A 20,657-nucleotide genomic window follows, 5' to 3' on the forward strand; every position below is an offset into this window, starting at 1 on the left:
GGCTTTATTCTACTAGAGGAAAAACAATGGCAGTTTTCGATCCAAAACAAGTTGTCGTGTTATTAGACGGCAAAGAAATAAGTGACTGGGCAGACGGCTCAGATGTGATTAATGCGACCAACCAAGTTGATGCGGGGCAAATGGTTATTGGTGCGAATGGCACGGGCGTATTTATCGCAAACCCTGACCAATCAGGTAAATTAACCCTGAAAATTAAACAACATTCTGAGGATAACGCCTATTTATCTAAGTTGTTTAATCAACAAAAAACCAGTATTAAAACCTATTTACCGATAACTCTCGCTATCCGCGACTTAATCAATGATGATGTTGTCACGGCAAGTAAAGGGTATTTCACCACGCCTGCGCCTTACGTGCGTGGAAATGGACACAATGCGACGACTTGGACGATTGTGTTTGAGAAAATAACGATGAATCTTGAAAAAGGTGTTCAATAATGGAAAGCAAACAAATCAATATTGAAAATGTCACCTATACGATGACGCCAGCTAATGCGATGACAGCATGGACTGCACTCAAAAATGCAATGAAATTATTGCAATCCATCGATTTATCATCATTAGGTAACAATAAAAAGCTCGGTGCAAGCGTATTAACTACCGTGTTGGCGAATTTAGGCGACCCAAGCATTAAAGAGCTTGAGGATATCGTGCTTAAACATACCTCATGTGAGCAAGATGGCAAACTATACCGCCTGTCTGAACGCTTTGATAGCCATTTTAACCAACACCGTGGGCATTTAATCCCAGTATTGAAAGAAGGGTTGATGTATCAATTTGCTGATTTTTTTATCGGTGGGGGCGGATTGCTGAGCAATATTCAAGCCAATCTAAAAGCGAAGAAATAAGCCAGTCAGACAGCAAAGTTGACTGGTTTATTTTTACGCCCATTGTAAAAAATTTTTGTTCACTACACGAATTAAGGTCGGTTTATTCGTTAACCGACCTTTTATCTTTCCATGAAGTCATTGTTGAATTAAATCAAATGGAGCAACGCAATGCTACTCGATGAACTACTGATTAAAATCGGCATTGATGCGGATAGCCAAGCAATGCAACAGTTTGAGCAATTCCTCAATGCAATTGGAGATGGCACTGAAGATGCTGCAGAAAGTTTAGGCGCCTTTGGTCAAGCGCTAGAAGAGGCTGCGAATAAAGCAACCGAGCAAGTCAAAGACATGCCTGAGTTCAGCGAGTTTTTTGCATCGCTTGAGAAACTACAAGACGAAACAGAAAATCTTTCTGAAGATGAAGCCTTAGATGCATGGGTGCAGAAACTCATCGAGGGGGATAAGCTCTTATCTGAGTTTGGTGAGAGCTTTCTTCAAAACACCGAACAGCTCTCGAAAGAGTTACAAGAGGCGGGGTTAAGTGCAGAGCAGGTTGAGAAAGTTATTGGCAAACTCAAATCTGCGATTGAGCAGAAAACCGATGCTACCGAAAAAGATACAAAAGCCGTAGAAGATAACGCCAAAAGCACAGAAAATTTATCTGACAATATCATTGACTTATGGGCGACCCAATATGGCGCAGTCGGATTATTGAATAAATTTGAATTGCTTGGCATTAGCATCAATAAAACCACACTTAAAGTTGCGGCATTTGGTGCAGCTTTCTACGCTGCCACAATCGGGGTGAAGAATTTTGTTGATGCTAATCTTGATGCACTCGATGAAATTAAGCAGCTCTCAGCTGTCACGGGCGAATCAGCCGACCAAATTTACAACTTAGGTAAGGTTGCAGAGGTTAATGGCTCATCCGCACAGGCTGCTCAATCCTCTATTGAGGGATTGTCTCGTGTTATAGGCGAGGCAGCAACAGGTATCGGTCGAGGGGCTAAATCATTTGAGCAATATGGACTAAGCGCCAAAAAAGCGAATGGGGATGTTAAAACCTCAAGCGAAATACTAGGTGAAATCTCGGACAAGATGAAAGCAATGGGCGAGCAAGAGCAAATTGCGATGCTTGCGAAACTCGGCATTGATGGTTCGATGATTCAAACCTTGCGTCTTGGTAATGATGAGCTGAAAGAACAAATCGCCCTTGCAAGTGCGCTCACACTTGGCGTAGGTAATGCTGAAAATGCAGAAACTGCCGCCGCTTTTAAAGATGCGTTGACGCAGGTTTCTCAAGTATTTACGGCTATTGGCGAATATGTATCACTCCGTGTCGCGCCATCCATTCAGCGATTAGCCGAGCGGTTTACAAAATGGTTCATCGAGAATAATGAGTTTATCAAGGCCACACTCAACGGCTTTGGCAAAATTCTTTCATTCTTGTTTGAGTTAGCCGCAGCCATTGATAATGTTGTTGAATATACAGTTGGTTGGAAAACGACAATCTATGCATTAGGTGCAGCATTATTATGGTTAAGTCGACGGATGTTATTAGCTTTTGCGACCAACCCTGTCACATTGATTATAGCGGGCGTTGCAGCCTTGTTTTTACTTGTTGATGACTTTATCACTTATCTTGAAGGCGGAGAAACGGCATTAGGTGAATTTTGGAAGCCATTTAAGAGCGCACTTTTATGGGTAAAATCCACGTGGAAAAACTTTGTCGATAATTTTAGCGTCGATCCAATTGGTGCAACATTATCCCTCATCACAGATATGCTTGAGTTACCATTTAAACTTGGGCTCGCGCTTGTTGGTGGTTTATGGAATTTATTTACTGGCGAACAGTTAGATTTGGATGTTATCGAGACCAAGTTTGCTCAAGTCACAGACTGGATTAAAAAGCCATTCCAAAGTGCATTTGATTGGGTTAAGGGCTATTACGACCAATATATCGCACCGATTGTTGATACAATAAAAGGGTGGTTTAGTGATAGTGGCGAAAAGGTAGGCACGGCAAGTCAAAATACGAAAGCCTATGACACAATGATGTTTGACCCATCTTACACAGCGGCTCCACAAGTTGCTGCGGCAGGAGTCAATAATAAAACTTCAAATGCCGATAACAGTGTCAAAAATAGCAACAACAAAATCACCATTACGCAAAATATTCAAGGTACGGACAATCCAAAAGCAGTGGCAGACCAATCGGCTCGCGCGATCAATAATCAACTATCACCTGTTGTGGGGTAGCCTCTATGTTAAATTTTGCTCAAGTATCCAATCGTAGTATTGGCACAATAACATTCGATGTGGTTACAACAGAGGACCATCAGTCAGATTTATCTATTACAGAAAACCCGATTGAATCAGGCGCAGCCATTGCTGACCATGCGGTTATTCAGCCTAAACAAGTTACCATTAATGGTGTAATGGTTGATCACGACCATTCGACTTTTGGTTTAGACTTTCCGTTTATCGGCAATATTCGTGGCGGGATAGACTTTCTTAATAGTTTCCCTCTGCCAGTTAAGGTTATCACTCAAACATCGCAAGCTATCGCAAGAGCAGGAAGAGCGATTAGCCAAGTTGCAGGTGCGTATAGTCAAGCGAAGAGCATTCTTAATCAAGCGCGAACCATTGCCCCTTTTTTGCCTGATTTTGGGCTAGGCGGATTGCTTGATAGCAGTGCAGGGGATAGTAGGGTGCAAAAATGCTATGCCGACCTTGTCGCTTGTCAGAAATCGGGAGAAACCATTGATATACAGACAGGGATTAACTTGTACAAAAACATGCTAATCCAATCTGTAGCGGTCAATCAGTCACAAGATGGCAGTGCGACATTTACCATAACGGCTCGTGAGATATTTATTGTTGAGACAAAAGCAGCTAAATCTAAATCATCTGCATCGGGCAAGAGTAAAAGTGGTCGAGCAGCGGCTCAATCCGCAACAAAATCACAGCAAGGTTCTACTCAACCAGAGAACGATACACCTAAAAGAACCTCCTCGCTTTTCAATCTTTTTAAATGGTGGTAAGACGTATGCGTAAAATTCCATTGACACAACATCCTTATCAGGAGCAAACCTTTGAATTTAACGGCATAAAAATCCGCTTAACCTTGCGATTTAATAGTATTGGACAGTTTTGGGCGATGGATATATTTGAGCCAGTAAATCAAAAGCAGATTTGCCGAGGTCATGCGCTCGCGTGCGGAGTGCCATTATTGGCTCGCAGTACGCAGCCTTATTTCTTCTATTTGGACGATGAAAGCGGTGCTGAATTAGACCCAATGAGCATGGAAGATTTGGGCACTCGATGCTTTTTGTATATAGGCGAAAAGGCATCGTAAATTAATAGATAAAAATAACCCCGATAGCTAGGCACTATCGGGGTTTTTTATTCCAACTTTCCCAATAAAGAAGGAACAAATTTTGAGTAAGTATAGCAAAACTAAGTTAAAAATACACTTAAAAGAGGGGTTAGAAATGGAAACAAATGCAAGTCCGATTATGCGAGGTGCAATCGCATTCTCTATTGTTATCGTTGCGCTTGGCTTGTTTGCTTTATGTATTACACCGTTGGCAAATGTCCTTATTGAACTTGCTAAATAGCGCGAGGAGAGACAATGAAACAATTTGGCAGACGTTGGAAACTGGACATTAGCAACGACCAAGAAACGTTAAGCATTGAGCAATTACGTGTTGCGTTTGAAATTGATAAAACCATCAATGAAAAGCCTAATCCCGCTAAAATCCAAGTGTGGAACTTAAATCGAGACCATATCAACCAATTATTAAGCCAAGATTATAAGAAAGTCGCCTTATCGGTTGGTTATGGCGAGTTACGCCAAATCTATGTGGGAGATATTACCAAGACAAGAATCCAACGAGAGGGATTGGATTTTGTCCTTACGCTTGAGTGTTCAGATGGGCATCAAGCCTATACTCAGTCGAGAGCTAAAACGACATTAAAAGCAGGGGCAACAGACAAACAGATTGTCGAAGAATTGCAAAAGACGATGCCTAAAGTGCAGACTGGTGCCATTGACATTCCCAACCAACGAAAACTCCCTCGTGGTAGGGTATTAAACGGCAATAGCCGAGATATCCTCACCAAAATTGCGCGCAATAATAAGGCTGATTGGTCTATCCAAGATGGCTCGCTTATTTTCCTGCCGAAAGATAAAGTGCTAAGTGATGATGCCGTACTGATTTCCCAAGATACAGGAATGATTAATGCGCCAGAGCAAACCGATGAGGGATTAGAGCTGACTTGTTTACTCAACCCTGCATTACAAATTGGCGGACTTGTGAAAGTTGAATCTATCATTGAGTACTTCAATGGGGAGTACAAGATTGTAAAACTTGCGCATTCTGGCGATGGTATCGGTGGGGATTGGCACAGCAAAATGACGGTTGTTGGGGGCAAATTCCAAAAGGTAGAAAACCCTAAAAAATCGGGAAAAAAAGACAGGAAAAAATGACCGCACTTTTGTTAAGTGCAGTCATTTATATTAAATGACACCGACACGCAATTCGGCACCGCAAGCATGCGCATAACGTTGTAGTGTTAGAAATGAAGCCCGGCTGGCATTCTTTTCTAATTTGCTGATTGCCGGTTGAGTTACACCCATTTTTTCGGCAACTTGAGAAATAGTGAGACCTGCACGAATACGCATTTCTTGGAGTAGTGATTGCAGTTCCTCAATACGTTTTTCTTGCAAATAAAGTGCTTTAGTTTCTTCGTCTTGAAGCAAGGTCTCTTTTACTTGTTTGTAACTTATCGGTTTAACTTTCATCGGTCATTTCTCCTAAACGTTTTAAAGCTAATTCAATTTCTGACGGTGGGGTTTTCTGTGTTTTCTTAACAAAAGTGCGCAGGATATAAATTTTCTTCCCTATGGCAAAAGCAAAAAAGGTGCGCGAAATATCTTTATTGCCGGCGCGCAGTTCAAATAAACCATTACTCATTGCGCGCGTATGCGGGAAACGAAGCTCACTGCCTAATGTTTCTAACTTATCCAGAGCATTTAACGCTTTAGCTCGCATTATTGGAGATAAGGCTTCAATTTCGGCGAATGCTTCAGGGTGAAATAATAACTCGAACATAAAACCCTCATAACTTTTAAGTTATGCAAATCATAACACATTTAAAATATAAATCAAAGGTTATATTTAATGAACTACGAACAATCACTTGCCACACCTGAAACGGCGGTAGATCGGCAAATCCAACAGGACCGATTAAACCTTCACACAGCACTTCCTGCAAAAGTCGTGAGTTTTGACCCAGCAAAACAAACTGTATCACTTGCGATACAAATAAAAATGCAGTTAGTTGATGGGAGTGGGGCAGATATACCGCCACTTCTTGATGTGCCTGTGAGCTTTCCTCGTGGCGGTGGCTTTGCAGTGACATTTCCGCTTAAAGCAGGCGATGAGGGGATAGCGATATTTTCTGAGCGTTGCATTGACGGATGGTGGCAAAACGGCAGCGCATCAACGCCTTTAGATTTTAGGCTACATGATTTATCCGATGCGATGTTTATTCCTGGCATATGTTCTGTGCCGAAAGCTATTGGCGGATTTTTTACCGAAGGGTTATCCATGCAGACCCTTGATGGCAACACATACATCAGAATCAAAAACGGCTCGATTTTGATTAAAGGAAATATCGAACATCAGGGCGATACCTCGCAAACAGGCTCGCATAGCTCCACAGGCGTTATCTCAAGCGATACGGATGTAACAGCGGGCGGTATATCAGGCAAAACCCATAAACATACAGGCGATAGTGGCGGTAAAACAGGAGTGCCAGAATGAGAGTAAGACGACTTAATAAAGAGCACGATTGGACATTTGGGCAAGGCTTTTCGAACTACGCAACAGAGTCCGATGCCATTGCTCAAAATGTACAAACTCGCCTTTGGTCATTTGCTAATGACTGGTTTTTAGACCTTGAGCATGGCTTACCTTGGCTTGAACAAATGGGGCGTGGGGTAAATATGGCAGACTGGGAAATCAAAATAAAACGCTATGTGTTGGAAACTGAAGGTGTAAGCAGAATAACCGATTATCAAGCTAATTTTGATGCAGATACACGCAAGCTGACCATATCGATTGATTACCAAGATATTTACGGACAACAACAAACCGCACGTTATGACGCTTAAAGTGCGGTAAGATTTTATTTCTTTTTTAGTCATTGCAAGCAATTTCTTGTAAAAAGAAAACTTTTCATCTATCATCTAGTGCGATCTTTTTTTATAGATCACGCTCTTTAACAGCACTCGAAAGGAATGCGCCTACTTAACCTTGGTTTTGTGGGCTTTTGTTTTTGTGCTGAAGGAGGGATTTTTAACTTTTTTAAGGAAACGGATATGAAAAAACCTAAACACACCCATTGCATTAGCAATTTCTTGTTGGGGTTTGGTTCCATATTAAATATTGCCCCCGTTGTTTCCGTATCTTCTACAATTGAAATAGAGCCGAATGAGTATAAATATTTTAACAATGCTTGGGAAGAAACAGGGCGGCATTTACGTGATGCATTAAATAAAAGAGTATGGGGAAAATATGGAAATTAAAGATATTAATGCAATAAAACTAGCATTAAATGCTTGTACAGGGATCATTAATTTAGCAATGACAACAAAAAATGATTCTCAATCCAAACAAAATTTATTATCAGCTCTTGAAGCCGTAAAAGAGGTGTTGGATATATTAGAAAATGGAAAACGTGATAAAAATGCAGATATGGCGTATTCAATTCTTTACGATTGTTATCATAGGGCATTTGATATTGTAAACGGCAATCTTACCCCAGAAACAAAAAACTAATATTAGTTGACAGAGCAAAATTTAAAGCTTAGTATCCTCCCCAAGCTAGATAATCTAGCTTTAAGGTGTCGAAACCTTAACAAAAAAGCTTCCCAATGGAAGCTGTTTTTTTATGGGGTAAGATATGGGTCGAAGAGATAATATCAAAGCAAATTTAGCTAAGTTAAAAGAACGGTTTCCAAATGTCTTTTTCGATACTAAACCATTAGTTCCTACAATTATCGATGATATGCTTGCCGTACTTGGTGATGATGAGTTATCAAAAGTAGTTCGAGGTGCTATGCGATATTATTTAGATTCACCTAGCTATTTAAAACGTTTTGTTCGTAGAAAATGGATCAGAGATGTTAATGGTTCAAAAGTGAGGTTAATTACTGCGGAAGAAAAGCAACTAGCGAGAGAAAGATTAAATCAAATTAACGAACATAATTCCAAAGCCAATGCTGAATATCGTTTTGCTATTGCACTCGCAAGAGAAACGAAGATTGAATATAAGAAAGTTGAATTGCTTGAGCAGAAAAATCCTGAAAAAAGTAAAGTAGTTGTAATCCATAGACGAACGCCCAAAATTAAAAGTGAATAATTACAAAAAGCCCCTTGACACCCAAGGGGCTTTTTCATTATGATTTTTATCAAGCAGATAGTTATCTGCTCAAGGTGTCGAAGCCTTATTAGCAGTAAGCGGTTAGTCCGCTCCCGATAGCATAGCGGTTTTTTTATGCGTGAAATTTAGTAACCTTGTTTGTTTATTGCCATTAAACATTCATTGCGCATAATCACATCTTATCTATGCCGAGTGGGCGACTAATACAATACCCGAAAGGGGAATACGTCCAGCTGACTTACTGCAGCCTTCGAACCACTTGGCGCCCAACTTGCGGCATCTTAAAAATATCGAAGAAACAGTAGGAGACAGTTATGTCTAATCAAATCTCAACCCAAACAATTTCATTCAACAATCAGTCATTAATTACCGTTGAACAAAATGGCAATCACTATGTTGCTATGAAGCCTATTTGTGAAAATATCGGCATTGACTGGCGCGCGCAACGCCAAAGAATAGTGAGAGATGAAGTATTATGTTCAACTGTGGTTATCATAACCACGGTTGCAGAAGATGGTAAAAAACGTGAAATGATCTGCTTACCAATCGAATATTTAAACGGCTGGCTATTTGGTATTGATATTAATCGTTGTAACCCAGAAATCCGTGACACATTAATCAAATACAAAAAAGAGTGTTACCAAGCGTTACATGATTATTGGTTTAATGGTAAAGCTGAACGAAAAACTACGGTAGATGATCGCACTGGCTTACGCAATGCCGTGAATATGCTCGTGAGCAAAAAGGGATTAATTTATTCCGATGCCTATCATTTGATCCACCAACGCTTTAATGTGGAAAGCATCGAAGATTTAACATTAGAGCAGTTACCGCAAGCGGTTGAATATGTGCATAGAATTGTGCTTGAGGGTGAGCTTATCACTGAACAGAAAAAAGATGAGCTATTCACCCGTGAATTTACAGAGCATGACCTACAACAGCTCGTTTGGGCATGGTTTGCTTTATTGCGTGGCACGGAACTTTGCCAAGTACTTCACCCAGCATTAAAACAAATTGGCTCGCACTACGCTGCACCAGTTCATGACATGGCTTACGAATATCACAGCACTCTCCGTCAGGCGCAAAAAGTATTAGAGCGAATCACTGAAAAATTTGAGTACAAACAAGGCAATAACTGGCGTGTCTTAAAATATCTTCGAGCCTATAACCCTAAAGCAACAGGCTTTCAGCTAGACATTCTATAAACAACACAAAATCCGACCGCCTACCGCTTACGGGAAACTGTAAGCGGCTTTGGGCGTGCTTAAAATCACCACCCGATCATTTCCGATCGGGTTTTTTATTGGAGAAAATATGGCAAAACTGATTGAAACAGGCATTCAAATTGAGCGATTAAACGAAATCGTGGCACGATTTGAAGATGGATTTAGACAAATCTATGGGCAGAATATCGACCTATCGCCTAACTCACCTGATGGGCAAATGGTGGGCTTGCTTGCTCAGATGAAGATGGATATTGAGGAGCTTGCAGAGAATGTGTATCGACAGTTAGATCCTGATGTTGCGACAGGTGCTTGGCTCGATCAGCGTGTTGCTTATGCCGGATTAATAAGACGAGCGGCAAGTTATAGCTATTTACGCTCAGTGATTTTGACAGGAGAGCCATTAACTCATCTTTATGCAGGGATTGTAGTGTCTGACCCACATAAAGTGCGGTGGGTATTAACGGCAGATGTACAGCTAGATAGTAATGGCTCTGCCCGTGCGGACTTCCGTAGCGAAGAATTGGGTGCGTTTAACCTCATAAAAAACACGAATTTGACCATTGAGACCGTTACGCTTGGGCTTACCTCGGCAACCACATTCGAAAATGCAGAAATTGGTGAGGAAGAAGAAACCGACTTGCAATTACGAGAACGCTTTTTCATTAGCCGAACCAAAAATGCGCAAAATTCTGCAGATGCTATCCAGTCAAAAATTGCCGCATTGCCTGATGTTAGACAAGTTAAAGTGCTAGAAAATAACACTAAGCAGCGTGATAAATATGGTGTAGAGCCTAACTCCTTGAATATTATTGTAGATGGCGGGGCAGATGAGCAAATCGCTCACGTTATTTATGAAAACAAAGGGGCAGGGGTCGGGTTGCAAGGTGCTACAGAAACAACTTTAACGGTAAATGGTGAGCGTAGAGCATTACGGTTCGACCGTGCAACGCCTGTTGATGTGCAAGTATCTATGCGTTGCGTTCGATATGAAGATTTTACTGAAGTGGATAAGGATGAAATCAAACGATTATTATCCATTCAACGCTTTGGCATCGGGCAAAATCTTTCGCTTTCCAGACTTTATTCGCCAATAAATAAAGTGGGTGGTTTCTGGGTGAAAGAACTAAAAATCGGACGTAAAGGACAGTCTCTTACCACGGAAAATATTACCGCACAACCACGCGAATTAATCCGAATTTTAGCAACGGATATAACCATTGAGGTGGAATAATGGGCTATTCTGATTTGTTGATTTGGCAATACCGAAACAAGCCTAAAGCCGTCTCAACGATTAAGCTGTTTGAAAACATTATCGGGCAAGGCTTTATCGATTTATATCGATTGCAAGATGTGCTGAACATTGAAACGGCCACAGGGCATCAGCTTGATTTGGTCGGTAAACACGTCGGGCAATTTCGGGTTATTAATGGCTATCAATTGCGTAAATTTTTTGGTTTCCGCAATTCACCTAATGCACTGGGATTTAGCAAAAAAAGGCTAGGCGGTGCGCAATGGTATCGGAAACGAGACCCGCTGTCTGATTCCGTCAGATTATCTGATGATGATTATCGATTCTTGATTAAATGCAGAATCCTCAAAAACTACCAAATAGGCACGCTACCAAACTTAATTGAGGCGTGCCTATTTATTTTTGGTGAAGGTTGTCACATCGTGGATAACTACGATATGACCGTCTCTATCTCTGTACCAAGCGCTATCACATCTGATTTTAAGAAATTCTCAATCAACCACTTAGATATACTGCCACGCCAAGCAGGTGTGCAATATCTTTTCAACCTAATATAGAGGTCATATATGGCATTAGTAAATAAGCCAGATGAAAGCATTTTTGCATCATCTGCAAAACAAGGTGAGGTCGATAATTTCCCTGACTTATTGCGTGGTTGGGGGATTACATTTGACCAAACACAGGGCATCCCTCCTATGGAGTGGTTTAACTTCTTATTTAAGCGACTTGACGAAAAACACGCTTATTTGATGCAACGAGGGCTACCCGAATGGTCTGCTACACAAGACTATACTAAAGGCTCTTGTGTCCAGTTTGAAGGGCTAAGCTACCGAGCATTAAAAAATAGCAAAAATAACAGCCCGAATGAATCAGATTCGCAACATTGGGTACGTTGGGGATTTGCGTTGAGTGAGATTGCTCGCGCGACATTACAGCAGCCAGGCATAGTGCAACTAAGCTCCTCAACAAACAGTGAAAGCGAGTCCGAAGCAGCAACATCTAAAGCCGTCAAAATCGCTCATGAACTAGCCGAAAGCAAACAATCCCCAGCCACAACCTTAGCTGGCTATGGTATTAATAATTTTAAGGTGGAAAATGGTAGCGGTAATATGAATGATTATCGCACTGACGGTATTTATTGCTTTGATACACTTTACGGAGTAAGTAATTCACCTAGAGATACAAATAGTGATATTTGGTCTGGAAATCTTCAGGTCATTACAGGTGGTATAGGTAATGAAAGATGGTGTCGGCAAATTTTCCACGTACATTATTCGAAAGATACCTATATTCGCTGGCAAGTGAGTGTCACTAATGATGATTGGTCAGCATGGGAGAAGTTGAATGATATAGAGCCGGTAATACGCGCTCTGGGCACAAAGGCAAATATAAGTCACACGCACACGGCAAATCAGATTACAGATTTTAATACGGCTGTGAGAAATTCATTTTCGGGCGTAAGCTCTGAAAATGGTTGGTGTAAATTGCCTAATGGTCTAATTTTACAATGGGGAAAAATTACATTGCCAAATCTAACAAACGAAAAGACTGGAGTATGTACTCTCCCTGTTACATTCCCCCTCGCGGTATTTTCTATCATCATCGGTGGGGTCTCTGGCTCAATTTCACAAGATGGAAATTCGCAAGAAGGATTTTCGATCACTCAGCAAACCACCTCTAATTTTACATGGGTATCTAGCTGGGAGTATCGCAATAAAGATGCATTTAATAACGCGCCCGCACAGTGGATTGCAATCGGTTACTAATAGAGGTAAATCATGACTATATATTTTAATCCTGATGACATAGCATTTTATTCCGATGAACTTTATAACAATATCCCATCGCAAGCAGTGCCGCTTAGCGATGAGCAGTACATAGCATTACTTAACGGGCAAACACAAGGTAAACAAATCATCGCAGATAAAATAGGAAACCCTGTATTAATTGACCCTCAACCCAGTGCGGCACATGTGTTAAATCTTGACACGCTCACATGGGATATTTCAGCCGAAAAACAAAGAGCACTTTTTGCACAACAAAAAGAAAGCTTACTCAATAAGTTAGCGGATAAAGCTGACCAACTAAAAAATGGATTACTGGCGGGCTATCCACAAACAGAAATTGAAAGTTTTTATCGTCAGGAAAAAGAGGCTCTCGCATGGCAAGCCGACCACAACACACCAACACCGATGCTTTCACAAATTGCTCGCGTACGTGGTGTGCCACTGGATATGTTAATTAACAAAGTGATTGAAAAATCTGCTCAATTTGCTGTGGCGATTGGCATCATTATTGGGCAACGTCAGGCATTTGAAGACCGTTTGTTGGCTTTAAAAACGCCACAAGAATTAACCTCACTTGAACAGGAGATTGAAGCATGGACATTCAACGCAAATTAAAACGCTATAGCTATCACGTGGTCATTGCCATAGACCAACTGTTTAACGCCCTCACAGGTGGCGCAGCAGATGAAACCCTTTCCAGCCGCACCTACCGTGGCGCAATACTGGCAAAACAGCCGAAAAAACGCTGGCGTGTGTTGTATCGCGTCATCAACGGCCTTTTCTTTGACCGCAATCACTGCAAAATGGCCTATGAAAGTGAAGTTTCGGGCAAACAACATGATAAACGCTTTAAGGCGGTGCAAAATGGCTGAGATTATTTTTAACTGGATTCGTGGCGATGACGAAGCAGAAACCCTAGTGTTTACCGAAGAAAACGGCGAACCTTTAGATTTTACCGGTAGTCGGTTTGATTGCGATATTGTGCCTTTAGGCAGTGCAAGCGAGAAGATTCACTTATCGACGGACAACCAAAGCATCCTAATCAACGCGAATGAAGTCAGCCTTATCATCGCCCATGAACTCACCGAAAACGTGACATGGAGAGAGGCAAGATTTGACCTGCAACAAACCACGCCAGACGGCAAAATTAAAACGTGGTGTAACGGAAAAGTGCAGTTACAACACGATATTACGAGGAGAGTATGATGCAAACTATCCAAGTAAAACCTAAACAAACTGTGCAAATCAAGGTGAAGCCTTGTGTAAAACTGGCAAGCCTTGCACTGTTTGATTCAGCACTTTTAACAATCTATCATCAAGCTAAAGAGGACTACAAAAATGGAAAAATTAGAAATTAACCAACAAGACAAAGCTTTTATCTATCAAGTTGGAAAAGACATTGCCCACTTAGAAGGGGCTGTGGCCGCCTTACAAGCCGCCGTTACCGCTCAACAGGGTAAAAAAACTCAATGGGTGCAGAAAGTGACAGCTAAACCAGGTACGGTTTTTGGAGGGATGGCACAAATTAAAGTCCATCCTAACCTGGTCAACAAAATTTGTGCTGTTAAGTTAGGGGATTATACGCCGACATTTGAACAGTTGGGCGATTACTTCGAAATGCAAAAAAATGAAGATTCTTTTCCGATTTATTTTATTGCCCTTGCAGACCAACATGAGCATGTTGATTTTGAGACTGAGGTGGAGTGATAAATGTGACGGCGGGTAATTCCGCCGTTTCTTATATCTAATTTAAACGCCCTTTAATGATAGTTTAAAGGGCGTTATGTTTCTCAAAATTTTCGGACGGCAACAAGAGTAGCGATAAAAAGTGCGATTAAATCAAAATAAAATCGCACTTTTTTTTAATTTAAAAATAGCATTATTATAGCCCTGTAACTTTTTTAATTTCGGAAAAATGTGTATAGTTTCGGAAATTACAGGCGTTATAGATTTTTAATAGTATGATTTTATTTATAAAATTTTGGTGTTTTGAAATTTGTACGTTTTGACTTCAAACGCGCGTAATTTATATTAATACAGTTTTACGTAAGTTAAAAAAGCTCGTCAAATTTGACGAGCTTTTCTGTTTTTATAAATAATTATTTTTCACAATATATTAGTTAGAGAGTGTGAAAGCTGGTAATACAGTAACGTTCAAAGCAGGTAAAAACATCAAGTTAAAACAAGATGGTAAAAACTTTACTTATTCGTTAAATCCAGTGTTAACTGACATGACAAGTATTGGTGGAAATGGAACCACTATGACTTTTAATCCTCAGGGTGTAGATTTAGGTAATAAAAAAATTACAGGGGTTAAGTCTGCATTAGATACTACGCCAGTAACAACAACTCCAGGTACCCCAGTAACAGATCAACCTAACTTAGTGAATTTAGGAACTAAGCCAGGTGAGAAAGCTCTACCTAATAATGTATTAAATTCTGCAGCAACTGTTCGTGATTTAGCGAATATGGGATGGATTGTATCTTCTAATAAAACAACTGATGCTTTAGGTGAAGCATACAAAGATACAGTAAAAAATGCGAACGAAGTGAAATTCATTGGTACTGGCGCAGCAACGGTATCTGGTAAAACTGTAGATGGTATTCGTACTATTACAGTAGATGTAAAACAACCAGAACCACAAACTGAAACTTTAACATCTACAGGCGGAAAGGTTACAAATCCTAAAGATGATAATGCTAAAAAATTAGTAACTGCAGGTAATGTTGCAGATATGATTAATAAATCTGGTTTTAACTTAAAGACTTCTGCTGATAAAAATAGTAACGGTGAAAAAGCTAAAGGTACTAAGGATGCTGGTGAATTAATCAATCCGGGTGCAACTGTTGAAATGGTTGCTGGCAAAAATATGTCTGTGAAACAAGATGCTGATGGTAAAGTAACTTATGCAACTAAAGAGGACGTTGAGTTTAATACAGTAAAAGTTGGTAATAATAAAGATGGTAAATCACCAGTTGAGTTTAAAACCGAAGCGGCTAAACCAGCGACTAACAATGCTGCTGAAAAACAACCAACAACTGCGTTAAATGTAACTTCTTCTGATGGTAAACCTACCCAAATTACAGGTGTTGCTTCATCATTGAATACTAAACCAGTAGAAACTGCACCAAATGGTAAGGACGGGGCTAAACCTGAATCTAATCTTGTTGATTTAGCAAACGCAACTACGCCAAATGCAGCTGCAACAGTAGGTGATTTGCAGAATATGGGCTGGATTGTTGGTGCGCCTGAAAATGGTTATGTAGATACAGTGAAGAATGCTAATAAAGTGGATTTTAAAGCTGGGGCTGGAATTTCTGTAATTGGTGACACTAAAGATGGTGTTCGTGAAATTACTATTGGTATTAAAGACGGTGAAGTAGTTAAACCAAATGAAGATCCATCTTCACCTAATACTGGTGCGGGCTATGTAACAGGTAATAAAGTAGCTACAGCGATTCAAAAATCTGGTTTTGTGATTGGTAAACAAACAGCTGCGTTAGCTTCTGAGGACTTCAAAAATGAAGATGAAAAAGTTAACCCAGATGATCAAGTTCGTTTTGCAGATGGTAACAACACGAAAGTGAAGTTAGCGACCAAAGAATCTGTTAACAATGACGGAACAAAAGTAACTACCACGACAGTAAAAGTGGATGTAACAGGCTTACCAGTTCAATATACTGATAAGAAAGGCAAGCCAGTGACTAAAGTGGGTGATAAATACTTTACTGTTGATGATAAAGGTAACCCAACGACAACAGAAGTGAAACCTGCGGACTTAACAACGAATATGGTTAATCCAGCGGCAGCACCGAATGAAATTGGTGCACCAACGACATTAGGTAACGTGAAATCTAACTTGCCTGAAACGAAGAATGGTAATAACCCTACATTGAATCAGGCTGCACCAACAGCTGAAGACGCTGATAAAGTTAAAAATAATGCAGCGACCGTATCTGATATGTTGAATGCAGGTTGGAATTTACAAAATAATGGTGACGCGAAGGATTTTGTAAAACCTTATGACACTGTTAACTTTGTCGATGGTAAAGGTACTAAAGTTTCAGTAGAAACTGAAAATGGTACGACAAGTAATGTGAAATTTGACATTGATACAGGCAAAATCACCAATAAATCTGATGGTAGCGTTCAAGGCCCAGTTACGCCTGAAATGCAGAGAGTATTAAAGGATGCAAAAGATGCATATAATAGCTTACCACCTAATGCACCAGAAGCAGTACGTAAGGTTGCTAAACAAGCAGTTGAAGATGCTGAAAATAATATTGCAAATGTTGAAAATAAAGTGGCGACTGCACAAGATGTAGCAAATGCAATTAACAATTCAGGCTTTACATTAACCACTTCAGAAAATGGTGGGAAGAAAATTTCAGGTACGCCAGAAATGATCAATCCAGGTAAAAAAGTTGAAATGGTTGCAGGTAAAAATATGACCGTGAAACAAGAGTCTAACGGTAAAGTGACTTACGCAACCGCTTCTAATGTAACCTTTGACAGCGTTCAATTCGGTGATAATGGTCCTAAGATTACTAACAATGGTGGAAATATCAATGTTGGTACAGCGACAGGCGCACCGACTAAGATTACAGGCGTAGCACCAGGTGAAATTTCAGCAACTTCAAAAGATGCGGTAAATGGTAGCCAGTTATATGCGATGGGTAATAAGTTACAGGGCCAAATTAATAAATTAGGCAACCGTATGAATGCGGGCATGGCGACTTCTGCAGCTATGGCAAACTTGTTACAACCGCATAAACCGGGTCAATCTGTGGCAACAGCAGGTGTGGGTCAACACAAAAACCAATCTGCGGTAGCAGTGGGTTACTCTCGTATTTCTGATAACGGTAAATACGGTGTTCACTTCTCAATGGGTGCTAACACTCAAGGTGAAGTGACCGGTGGTGCAGCAGTAGGATACTTCTGGTAATCTAACCACACAGTATAGTAAGTAATTAAAGGGCTAAGTTCTGTAAATAGAACTTAGCCCTTTTAGTTTGATATAAAAATAAGATAAAAAATGACCGCACTTTTAAAAGTGCGGTCGAAAACTGAGATGAAATTAAGCTGCGAACGGATCACGTAAAATCATGGTTTCTACACGATCAGGGCCGGTTGAAAGAATATCAATTGGCACGCCAGTCACTTCTTCAATACGTTTAATATAGTTAATGCAGTTTTGTGGTAATTTATTTACATCTGTGATGCGGAAAGTATTTTCTTTCCAGCCTGGTAATGTTTCATAAATTGGTTCTACACCTTCCCAATCTTTCGCGGCTAATGGTGCATATTCAACGATTTCACCATTTGGCATTTTGTATGCAACACAGATTTTTACTTCATCAAAACCATCTAATACGTCTAATTTGGTCATGCAGAAGCCAGAAATAGAGTTAAGTTGGATTGCACGACGAATGGCGACGGCATCGAACCAACCACAACGACGTGGACGGCCTGTTACTGCGCCAAATTCGTTACCTTTACGCGCAATTTCAGCCCCCACATCATCAAATAATTCTGTTGTGAATGGGCCACCACCTACACGAGTACAGTAAGCTTTGATGATACCAAGTACATAATCAAGATTACGCGGGCCAAAACCAGAACCTGTTGCAACACCACCAGCCGTTGTGTTTGAGCTGGTTACATATGGATAAGTACCGTGGTCGATATCCAACATGGTACCTTGCGCACCTTCAAATAAAATGTGCTCACCATTTTTGCGTGCTGTATCAAGAATTGTAGTGATATCTGCCACCATACCAGTGATTACATCGGCAATTGCCATTACATCATCTAAGGTTTTTTGATAATCGACAGCTTCAACTTTGTAGTAGTTCACCAATTGGAAATTATAGTATTCAAGGATGTTTTTGAGTTTTTCGGCAAAAGCTTCTTTATTAAATAAATCGCCTACGCGTAAACCACGACGAGCCACTTTATCTTCATAAGCAGGGCCAATACCACGACCAGTTGTACCGATAGCTTTTTTGCCGAGAGCTGCTTCACGGGCGTGATCCATAGCCACATGATAAGGCAAGATTAAAGGACAAGCTTCAGAAATTAACAAACGTTCACGAACTTTAATACCACGGCTTTCAAGTTCACCCATTTCTTTCATTAATGCTTCAGGTGAAACCACAACGCCATTACCAATTAAGCAAGTTACGTTTGGATGTAACATACCTGATGGAATTAAACGTAATACGGTTTTCTCTCCATTGATGATAAGTGTGTGGCCTGCGTTGTGACCGCCTTGGTAACGAACTACGTATTTTACGCGATCCGTTAGAAGATCGACGATTTTCCCTTTACCTTCATCGCCCCATTGAGCGCCTAAGATAACAACACTTTTTCCCATAATTTCCGCCTTTATTCGGTTAAATTAGTCAAATGAACAGCCGTTTACTTTACTCTTTTTCGGCTTTAATCTCAATGATATAAAAGAAAAAGTGCGGTGATTTTTCACCGCACTTTGGGGTTAGATTTTATTCAAATAAGGATTTGTGTAATGAACGAACGACTTCGTCAGCATGTTCACTTTGCACGAGCATACAAATATTGTTGGTACTTGCACCATAGCTAATCATTCTTACATTATAAGGCTCAAGAGTATCAAAAATTCCTTTTGCTACACCTGTTGCAGTATGTAAATCATTGCCGATTAATGCAACTAATGATAATCCAGTATCGACTTTCACTGAACAATATTGACGAAGTTCATCTAGCAATTCGGTTGAAAGTAATTCTGCCCCTGAAGATGCGGAGCCAGTTTTATCTAATGTTAATGCTACGCTCACTTCTGATGTGGTGATTGTATCCACTGAAATTTTGTGTTTAGCTAAAATGTTAAATACATTCGCTAAGAAACCTTGTGCATGCAGCATACTTAAGCTGGAAAGCGTAAGTAAAGTTTGATCTCGGCGTAGCGCAATTGCACGGAAAGTTGGACGAGGTTGAGGATCGCGAGTGACCCAAGTTCCGCCTGCTTCTGGTGATTTACTTGACCCCACATAAACGGGGATATTGCTGCGAACTGCGGGGAGTAATGTGGCTGGATGTAGCACTTTTGCGCCAAAGGTTGCCATTTCAGCTGCTTCAGCAAAGCTCATTGTGTCGATACGTTGCGCAGCTGGAACAATGCGTGGATCGGTTGTGTAAATACCTGCAACATCAGTCCAAATTAAAACGTCTTTTGCATTTAATACTTCGGCTAACAAGGCAGCAGAGTAGTCGCTACCGCCACGGCCTAATGTGGTTGTTTTACCGCTTGGTTCACGCCCGATAAAACCTTGGGTGATGACTAATTCGCCGCGGTCTATTAATGGTTTTAAAATGCTATCGCTGTTTGATTGAGTTTGTTCATCATTCGGTGCTGCTTTACCAAAATGGTTATTGGTTGCAACAATTGTACGTACATCAACCCAAGTGCCCGATGCGTTTTGTTCACGTAAAATCTCAATAAAGATTTGAGTGGACATCATCTCACCGTGGCTGATGAGTTCATCGGTTAATGCGGGAGAGGTTGCAAGACTAGCTGCTTCAGAAAGTGCGGTAATATTTTCAAGATATTTTTCAATAATTGGACGAACACGGCTGTCGTCTTTTAATTCATTTAAAATATTCTCTTGAATTTGACGGATTTCACCGATTAATTTTTCACGTTCTGTTGTTTCTACACCATTTGCCAAAGCGACTAATAAATTCGTCACCCCAGCTGACGCAGAAAGCACGACTACGCGCGTATTGGGATCTGCAATGACAATTTTTGCGCAAGCTGTCATTGCTGCATGGTTGGCTACAGATGTTCCGCCAAATTTGGCGACTGAGAGATGGGACATAAGGTACTCCTAAGATGTTGTGATTTTTTTAGAATAGTGGTTATAGAAATAACGATTTAGGCATTTTTTGTCAAATAGATTTTATTGACAAATGAAAAAGTGCCCTTTTTTTAATCATAATATAAATAAAATTTATATATGAATGTGAAAAAGTAAAAAATTAGAGACACAGAATAGGAATGCTTACAATGCAAACTGCAAACGTGTAAAAAACAAGTAAAGTGTTTTTTTAATAA

General features: G+C 40.4%; 26 protein-coding genes. 22 read left to right on the forward strand and 4 right to left on the reverse strand.

Going from position 1 to position 20,657, the window contains the following annotated elements; genetic code table 11:
- Positions 1 to 26 precede the first annotated feature (26 nt).
- From FE813_RS01965 to FE813_RS01995, 7 genes are all read left to right on the forward strand, one after another.
- Positions 27 to 458 (forward strand): phage structural protein, encoded by a 432-nt coding sequence (locus FE813_RS01965; RefSeq protein ID WP_139989265.1) that lies wholly within the window; start codon positions 27 to 29, stop codon positions 456 to 458.
- On the forward strand, positions 458 to 868 hold the full coding sequence (locus FE813_RS01970; RefSeq protein ID WP_139989266.1) for a phage tail assembly chaperone: 411 nt from the start codon (positions 458 to 460) through the stop codon (positions 866 to 868). The genes FE813_RS01965 and FE813_RS01970 overlap by 1 nt, the downstream gene beginning before the upstream one ends.
- A 150-nt stretch (positions 869 to 1,018) precedes the next feature.
- Positions 1,019 to 3,109 carry a phage tail tape measure protein gene (locus FE813_RS01975; protein ID WP_139989267.1) on the forward strand — a complete coding sequence of 697 codons (2,091 nt, stop codon included), beginning with the start codon at positions 1,019 to 1,021 and terminating at the stop codon, positions 3,107 to 3,109.
- 5 nt (positions 3,110 to 3,114) lie between these two features.
- A complete protein-coding gene (locus tag FE813_RS01980; protein ID WP_139989268.1) occupies positions 3,115 to 3,894 on the forward strand; it encodes a phage baseplate protein in 780 nt (259 codons plus the stop codon).
- A gap of 5 nt (positions 3,895 to 3,899) precedes the next feature.
- Positions 3,900 to 4,208, forward strand: a complete 309-nt coding sequence (locus FE813_RS01985; protein ID WP_139989269.1) for a phage baseplate plug family protein — start codon at positions 3,900 to 3,902, stop codon at positions 4,206 to 4,208.
- 136 nt (positions 4,209 to 4,344) lie between these two features.
- Positions 4,345 to 4,470 (forward strand): hypothetical protein, encoded by a 126-nt coding sequence (locus tag FE813_RS01990; RefSeq protein WP_257004065.1) that lies wholly within the window; start codon positions 4,345 to 4,347, stop codon positions 4,468 to 4,470.
- Positions 4,471 to 4,484: 14 nt separating this feature from the next.
- The gene (locus tag FE813_RS01995; protein ID WP_139989270.1) at positions 4,485 to 5,342 is read left to right on the forward strand and encodes a phage protein; all 858 of its coding nucleotides are present in this window, start codon (positions 4,485 to 4,487) and stop codon (positions 5,340 to 5,342) included.
- Between the two features lie 30 nt (positions 5,343 to 5,372).
- Here the strand turns inward: FE813_RS01995 and FE813_RS02000 are convergent, their stop codons facing one another.
- Both FE813_RS02000 and FE813_RS02005 read right to left on the reverse strand, forming a co-directional pair.
- Positions 5,373 to 5,657 (reverse strand): helix-turn-helix domain-containing protein, encoded by a 285-nt coding sequence (locus tag FE813_RS02000; protein ID WP_053465044.1) that lies wholly within the window; start codon positions 5,655 to 5,657, stop codon positions 5,373 to 5,375.
- Entirely contained in the window at positions 5,647 to 5,967 is a 321-nt protein-coding gene (locus FE813_RS02005) for a type II toxin-antitoxin system RelE/ParE family toxin (protein ID WP_139989271.1), read from the reverse strand. The genes FE813_RS02000 and FE813_RS02005 overlap by 11 nt, the downstream gene beginning before the upstream one ends.
- 69 nt (positions 5,968 to 6,036) lie before the next feature.
- Between FE813_RS02005 and FE813_RS02010 the strand changes: the two genes are divergently transcribed.
- The 15 genes from FE813_RS02010 to FE813_RS02075 all read left to right on the forward strand — a co-directional run bounded on the left by FE813_RS02010 (position 6,037) and on the right by FE813_RS02075 (position 17,510).
- Positions 6,037 to 6,681, forward strand: a complete 645-nt coding sequence (locus tag FE813_RS02010) for a Gp138 family membrane-puncturing spike protein (protein WP_139989272.1) — start codon at positions 6,037 to 6,039, stop codon at positions 6,679 to 6,681.
- Complete coding sequence (locus tag FE813_RS02015; RefSeq protein WP_112082236.1) at positions 6,678 to 7,031, forward strand: contractile injection system sheath initiator; 354 nt, start codon at positions 6,678 to 6,680, stop codon at positions 7,029 to 7,031. Before FE813_RS02010 ends, FE813_RS02015 begins: the two co-directional genes overlap by 4 nt.
- Positions 7,032 to 7,238: 207 nt before the next feature.
- Positions 7,239 to 7,445: a hypothetical protein gene (locus tag FE813_RS02020; protein ID WP_139989273.1), complete on the forward strand. Its 207-nt coding sequence runs from the start codon at positions 7,239 to 7,241 to the stop codon at positions 7,443 to 7,445.
- Complete coding sequence (locus tag FE813_RS02025; RefSeq protein WP_065265033.1) at positions 7,435 to 7,698, forward strand: hypothetical protein; 264 nt, start codon at positions 7,435 to 7,437, stop codon at positions 7,696 to 7,698. The genes FE813_RS02020 and FE813_RS02025 overlap by 11 nt, the downstream gene beginning before the upstream one ends.
- Before the next feature lie 124 nt (positions 7,699 to 7,822).
- Complete coding sequence (locus tag FE813_RS02030) at positions 7,823 to 8,281, forward strand: ProQ/FINO family protein (protein WP_111395908.1); 459 nt, start codon at positions 7,823 to 7,825, stop codon at positions 8,279 to 8,281.
- 335 nt (positions 8,282 to 8,616) lie between these two features.
- Positions 8,617 to 9,507: a phage antirepressor N-terminal domain-containing protein gene (locus FE813_RS02035; RefSeq protein WP_139989274.1), complete on the forward strand. Its 891-nt coding sequence runs from the start codon at positions 8,617 to 8,619 to the stop codon at positions 9,505 to 9,507.
- A 109-nt stretch (positions 9,508 to 9,616) separates the two neighbouring features.
- Positions 9,617 to 10,759: a baseplate J/gp47 family protein gene (locus FE813_RS02040; protein WP_065250964.1), complete on the forward strand. Its 1,143-nt coding sequence runs from the start codon at positions 9,617 to 9,619 to the stop codon at positions 10,757 to 10,759.
- Positions 10,759 to 11,334, forward strand: a complete 576-nt coding sequence (locus FE813_RS02045) for a DUF2612 domain-containing protein (RefSeq protein WP_139989275.1) — start codon at positions 10,759 to 10,761, stop codon at positions 11,332 to 11,334. Before FE813_RS02040 ends, FE813_RS02045 begins: the two co-directional genes overlap by 1 nt.
- 9 nt (positions 11,335 to 11,343) lie before the next feature.
- Complete coding sequence (locus FE813_RS10450) at positions 11,344 to 12,543, forward strand: pyocin knob domain-containing protein (protein WP_219728935.1); 1,200 nt, start codon at positions 11,344 to 11,346, stop codon at positions 12,541 to 12,543.
- Between the two features lie 12 nt (positions 12,544 to 12,555).
- Positions 12,556 to 13,179: an HI_1402-related protein gene (locus FE813_RS10615; RefSeq protein WP_139989276.1), complete on the forward strand. Its 624-nt coding sequence runs from the start codon at positions 12,556 to 12,558 to the stop codon at positions 13,177 to 13,179.
- On the forward strand, positions 13,158 to 13,436 hold the full coding sequence (locus tag FE813_RS02060) for a DNA helicase UvrD (RefSeq protein WP_139989277.1): 279 nt from the start codon (positions 13,158 to 13,160) through the stop codon (positions 13,434 to 13,436). Before FE813_RS10615 ends, FE813_RS02060 begins: the two co-directional genes overlap by 22 nt.
- Complete coding sequence (locus tag FE813_RS02065) at positions 13,429 to 13,770, forward strand: hypothetical protein (RefSeq protein WP_139989278.1); 342 nt, start codon at positions 13,429 to 13,431, stop codon at positions 13,768 to 13,770. Before FE813_RS02060 ends, FE813_RS02065 begins: the two co-directional genes overlap by 8 nt.
- A complete protein-coding gene (locus FE813_RS10455) occupies positions 13,767 to 13,922 on the forward strand; it encodes a hypothetical protein (RefSeq protein WP_180978661.1) in 156 nt (51 codons plus the stop codon). Before FE813_RS02065 ends, FE813_RS10455 begins: the two co-directional genes overlap by 4 nt.
- Positions 13,903 to 14,271 (forward strand): hypothetical protein, encoded by a 369-nt coding sequence (locus tag FE813_RS02070; RefSeq protein WP_139989279.1) that lies wholly within the window; start codon positions 13,903 to 13,905, stop codon positions 14,269 to 14,271. The genes FE813_RS10455 and FE813_RS02070 overlap by 20 nt, the downstream gene beginning before the upstream one ends.
- Positions 14,272 to 14,693: 422 nt before the next feature.
- Positions 14,694 to 17,510: a YadA-like family protein gene (locus tag FE813_RS02075; protein ID WP_235898361.1), complete on the forward strand. Its 2,817-nt coding sequence runs from the start codon at positions 14,694 to 14,696 to the stop codon at positions 17,508 to 17,510.
- Between the two features lie 132 nt (positions 17,511 to 17,642).
- On the opposite strand, the gene purA is transcribed toward FE813_RS02075, so the two are convergent.
- Positions 17,643 to 18,941, reverse strand: a complete 1,299-nt coding sequence (purA, locus tag FE813_RS02080; protein WP_139989280.1) for an adenylosuccinate synthase — start codon at positions 18,939 to 18,941, stop codon at positions 17,643 to 17,645.
- Between the two features lie 127 nt (positions 18,942 to 19,068).
- Positions 19,069 to 20,421 carry a lysine-sensitive aspartokinase 3 gene (gene lysC / locus FE813_RS02085; protein WP_139989281.1) on the reverse strand — a complete coding sequence of 451 codons (1,353 nt, stop codon included), beginning with the start codon at positions 20,419 to 20,421 and terminating at the stop codon, positions 19,069 to 19,071.
- Positions 20,422 to 20,657 lie beyond the last annotated feature (236 nt).

The sequence above is a fragment of the Haemophilus seminalis genome (assembly GCF_006384255.1).
In the GTDB taxonomy this organism is placed as follows: Bacteria; Pseudomonadota; Gammaproteobacteria; order Enterobacterales; family Pasteurellaceae; genus Haemophilus; species Haemophilus seminalis.

Coding starts and splice junctions, on each gene's coding strand:
- FE813_RS01975 (WP_139989267.1), top strand. CDS start 1,019: ATGCTACTCGATGAACTACTGATTAAAATCGGCATTGATGCGGATAGC.
- FE813_RS02030 (WP_111395908.1), top strand. CDS start 7,823: ATGGGTCGAAGAGATAATATCAAAGCAAATTTAGCTAAGTTAAAAGAA.
- FE813_RS02005 (WP_139989271.1), bottom strand. CDS start 5,967: ATGTTCGAGTTATTATTTCACCCTGAAGCATTCGCCGAAATTGAAGCC.
- FE813_RS01995 (WP_139989270.1), top strand. CDS start 4,485: ATGAAACAATTTGGCAGACGTTGGAAACTGGACATTAGCAACGACCAA.
- FE813_RS02065 (WP_139989278.1), top strand. CDS start 13,429: ATGGCTGAGATTATTTTTAACTGGATTCGTGGCGATGACGAAGCAGAA.
- FE813_RS02045 (WP_139989275.1), top strand. CDS start 10,759: ATGGGCTATTCTGATTTGTTGATTTGGCAATACCGAAACAAGCCTAAA.
- FE813_RS02070 (WP_139989279.1), top strand. CDS start 13,903: ATGGAAAAATTAGAAATTAACCAACAAGACAAAGCTTTTATCTATCAA.
- FE813_RS02015 (WP_112082236.1), top strand. CDS start 6,678: ATGAGAGTAAGACGACTTAATAAAGAGCACGATTGGACATTTGGGCAA.
- FE813_RS01985 (WP_139989269.1), top strand. CDS start 3,900: ATGCGTAAAATTCCATTGACACAACATCCTTATCAGGAGCAAACCTTT.
- FE813_RS01990 (WP_257004065.1), top strand. CDS start 4,345: ATGGAAACAAATGCAAGTCCGATTATGCGAGGTGCAATCGCATTCTCT.
- FE813_RS10450 (WP_219728935.1), top strand. CDS start 11,344: ATGGCATTAGTAAATAAGCCAGATGAAAGCATTTTTGCATCATCTGCA.
- lysC (WP_139989281.1), bottom strand. CDS start 20,421: ATGTCCCATCTCTCAGTCGCCAAATTTGGCGGAACATCTGTAGCCAAC.
- FE813_RS02025 (WP_065265033.1), top strand. CDS start 7,435: ATGGAAATTAAAGATATTAATGCAATAAAACTAGCATTAAATGCTTGT.
- FE813_RS01980 (WP_139989268.1), top strand. CDS start 3,115: ATGTTAAATTTTGCTCAAGTATCCAATCGTAGTATTGGCACAATAACA.
- purA (WP_139989280.1), bottom strand. CDS start 18,941: ATGGGAAAAAGTGTTGTTATCTTAGGCGCTCAATGGGGCGATGAAGGT.
- FE813_RS10615 (WP_139989276.1), top strand. CDS start 12,556: ATGACTATATATTTTAATCCTGATGACATAGCATTTTATTCCGATGAA.
- FE813_RS01965 (WP_139989265.1), top strand. CDS start 27: ATGGCAGTTTTCGATCCAAAACAAGTTGTCGTGTTATTAGACGGCAAA.
- FE813_RS02060 (WP_139989277.1), top strand. CDS start 13,158: ATGGACATTCAACGCAAATTAAAACGCTATAGCTATCACGTGGTCATT.
- FE813_RS02035 (WP_139989274.1), top strand. CDS start 8,617: ATGTCTAATCAAATCTCAACCCAAACAATTTCATTCAACAATCAGTCA.
- FE813_RS02000 (WP_053465044.1), bottom strand. CDS start 5,657: ATGAAAGTTAAACCGATAAGTTACAAACAAGTAAAAGAGACCTTGCTT.
- FE813_RS02010 (WP_139989272.1), top strand. CDS start 6,037: ATGAACTACGAACAATCACTTGCCACACCTGAAACGGCGGTAGATCGG.
- FE813_RS02040 (WP_065250964.1), top strand. CDS start 9,617: ATGGCAAAACTGATTGAAACAGGCATTCAAATTGAGCGATTAAACGAA.
- FE813_RS02020 (WP_139989273.1), top strand. CDS start 7,239: ATGAAAAAACCTAAACACACCCATTGCATTAGCAATTTCTTGTTGGGG.
- FE813_RS01970 (WP_139989266.1), top strand. CDS start 458: ATGGAAAGCAAACAAATCAATATTGAAAATGTCACCTATACGATGACG.
- FE813_RS10455 (WP_180978661.1), top strand. CDS start 13,767: ATGATGCAAACTATCCAAGTAAAACCTAAACAAACTGTGCAAATCAAG.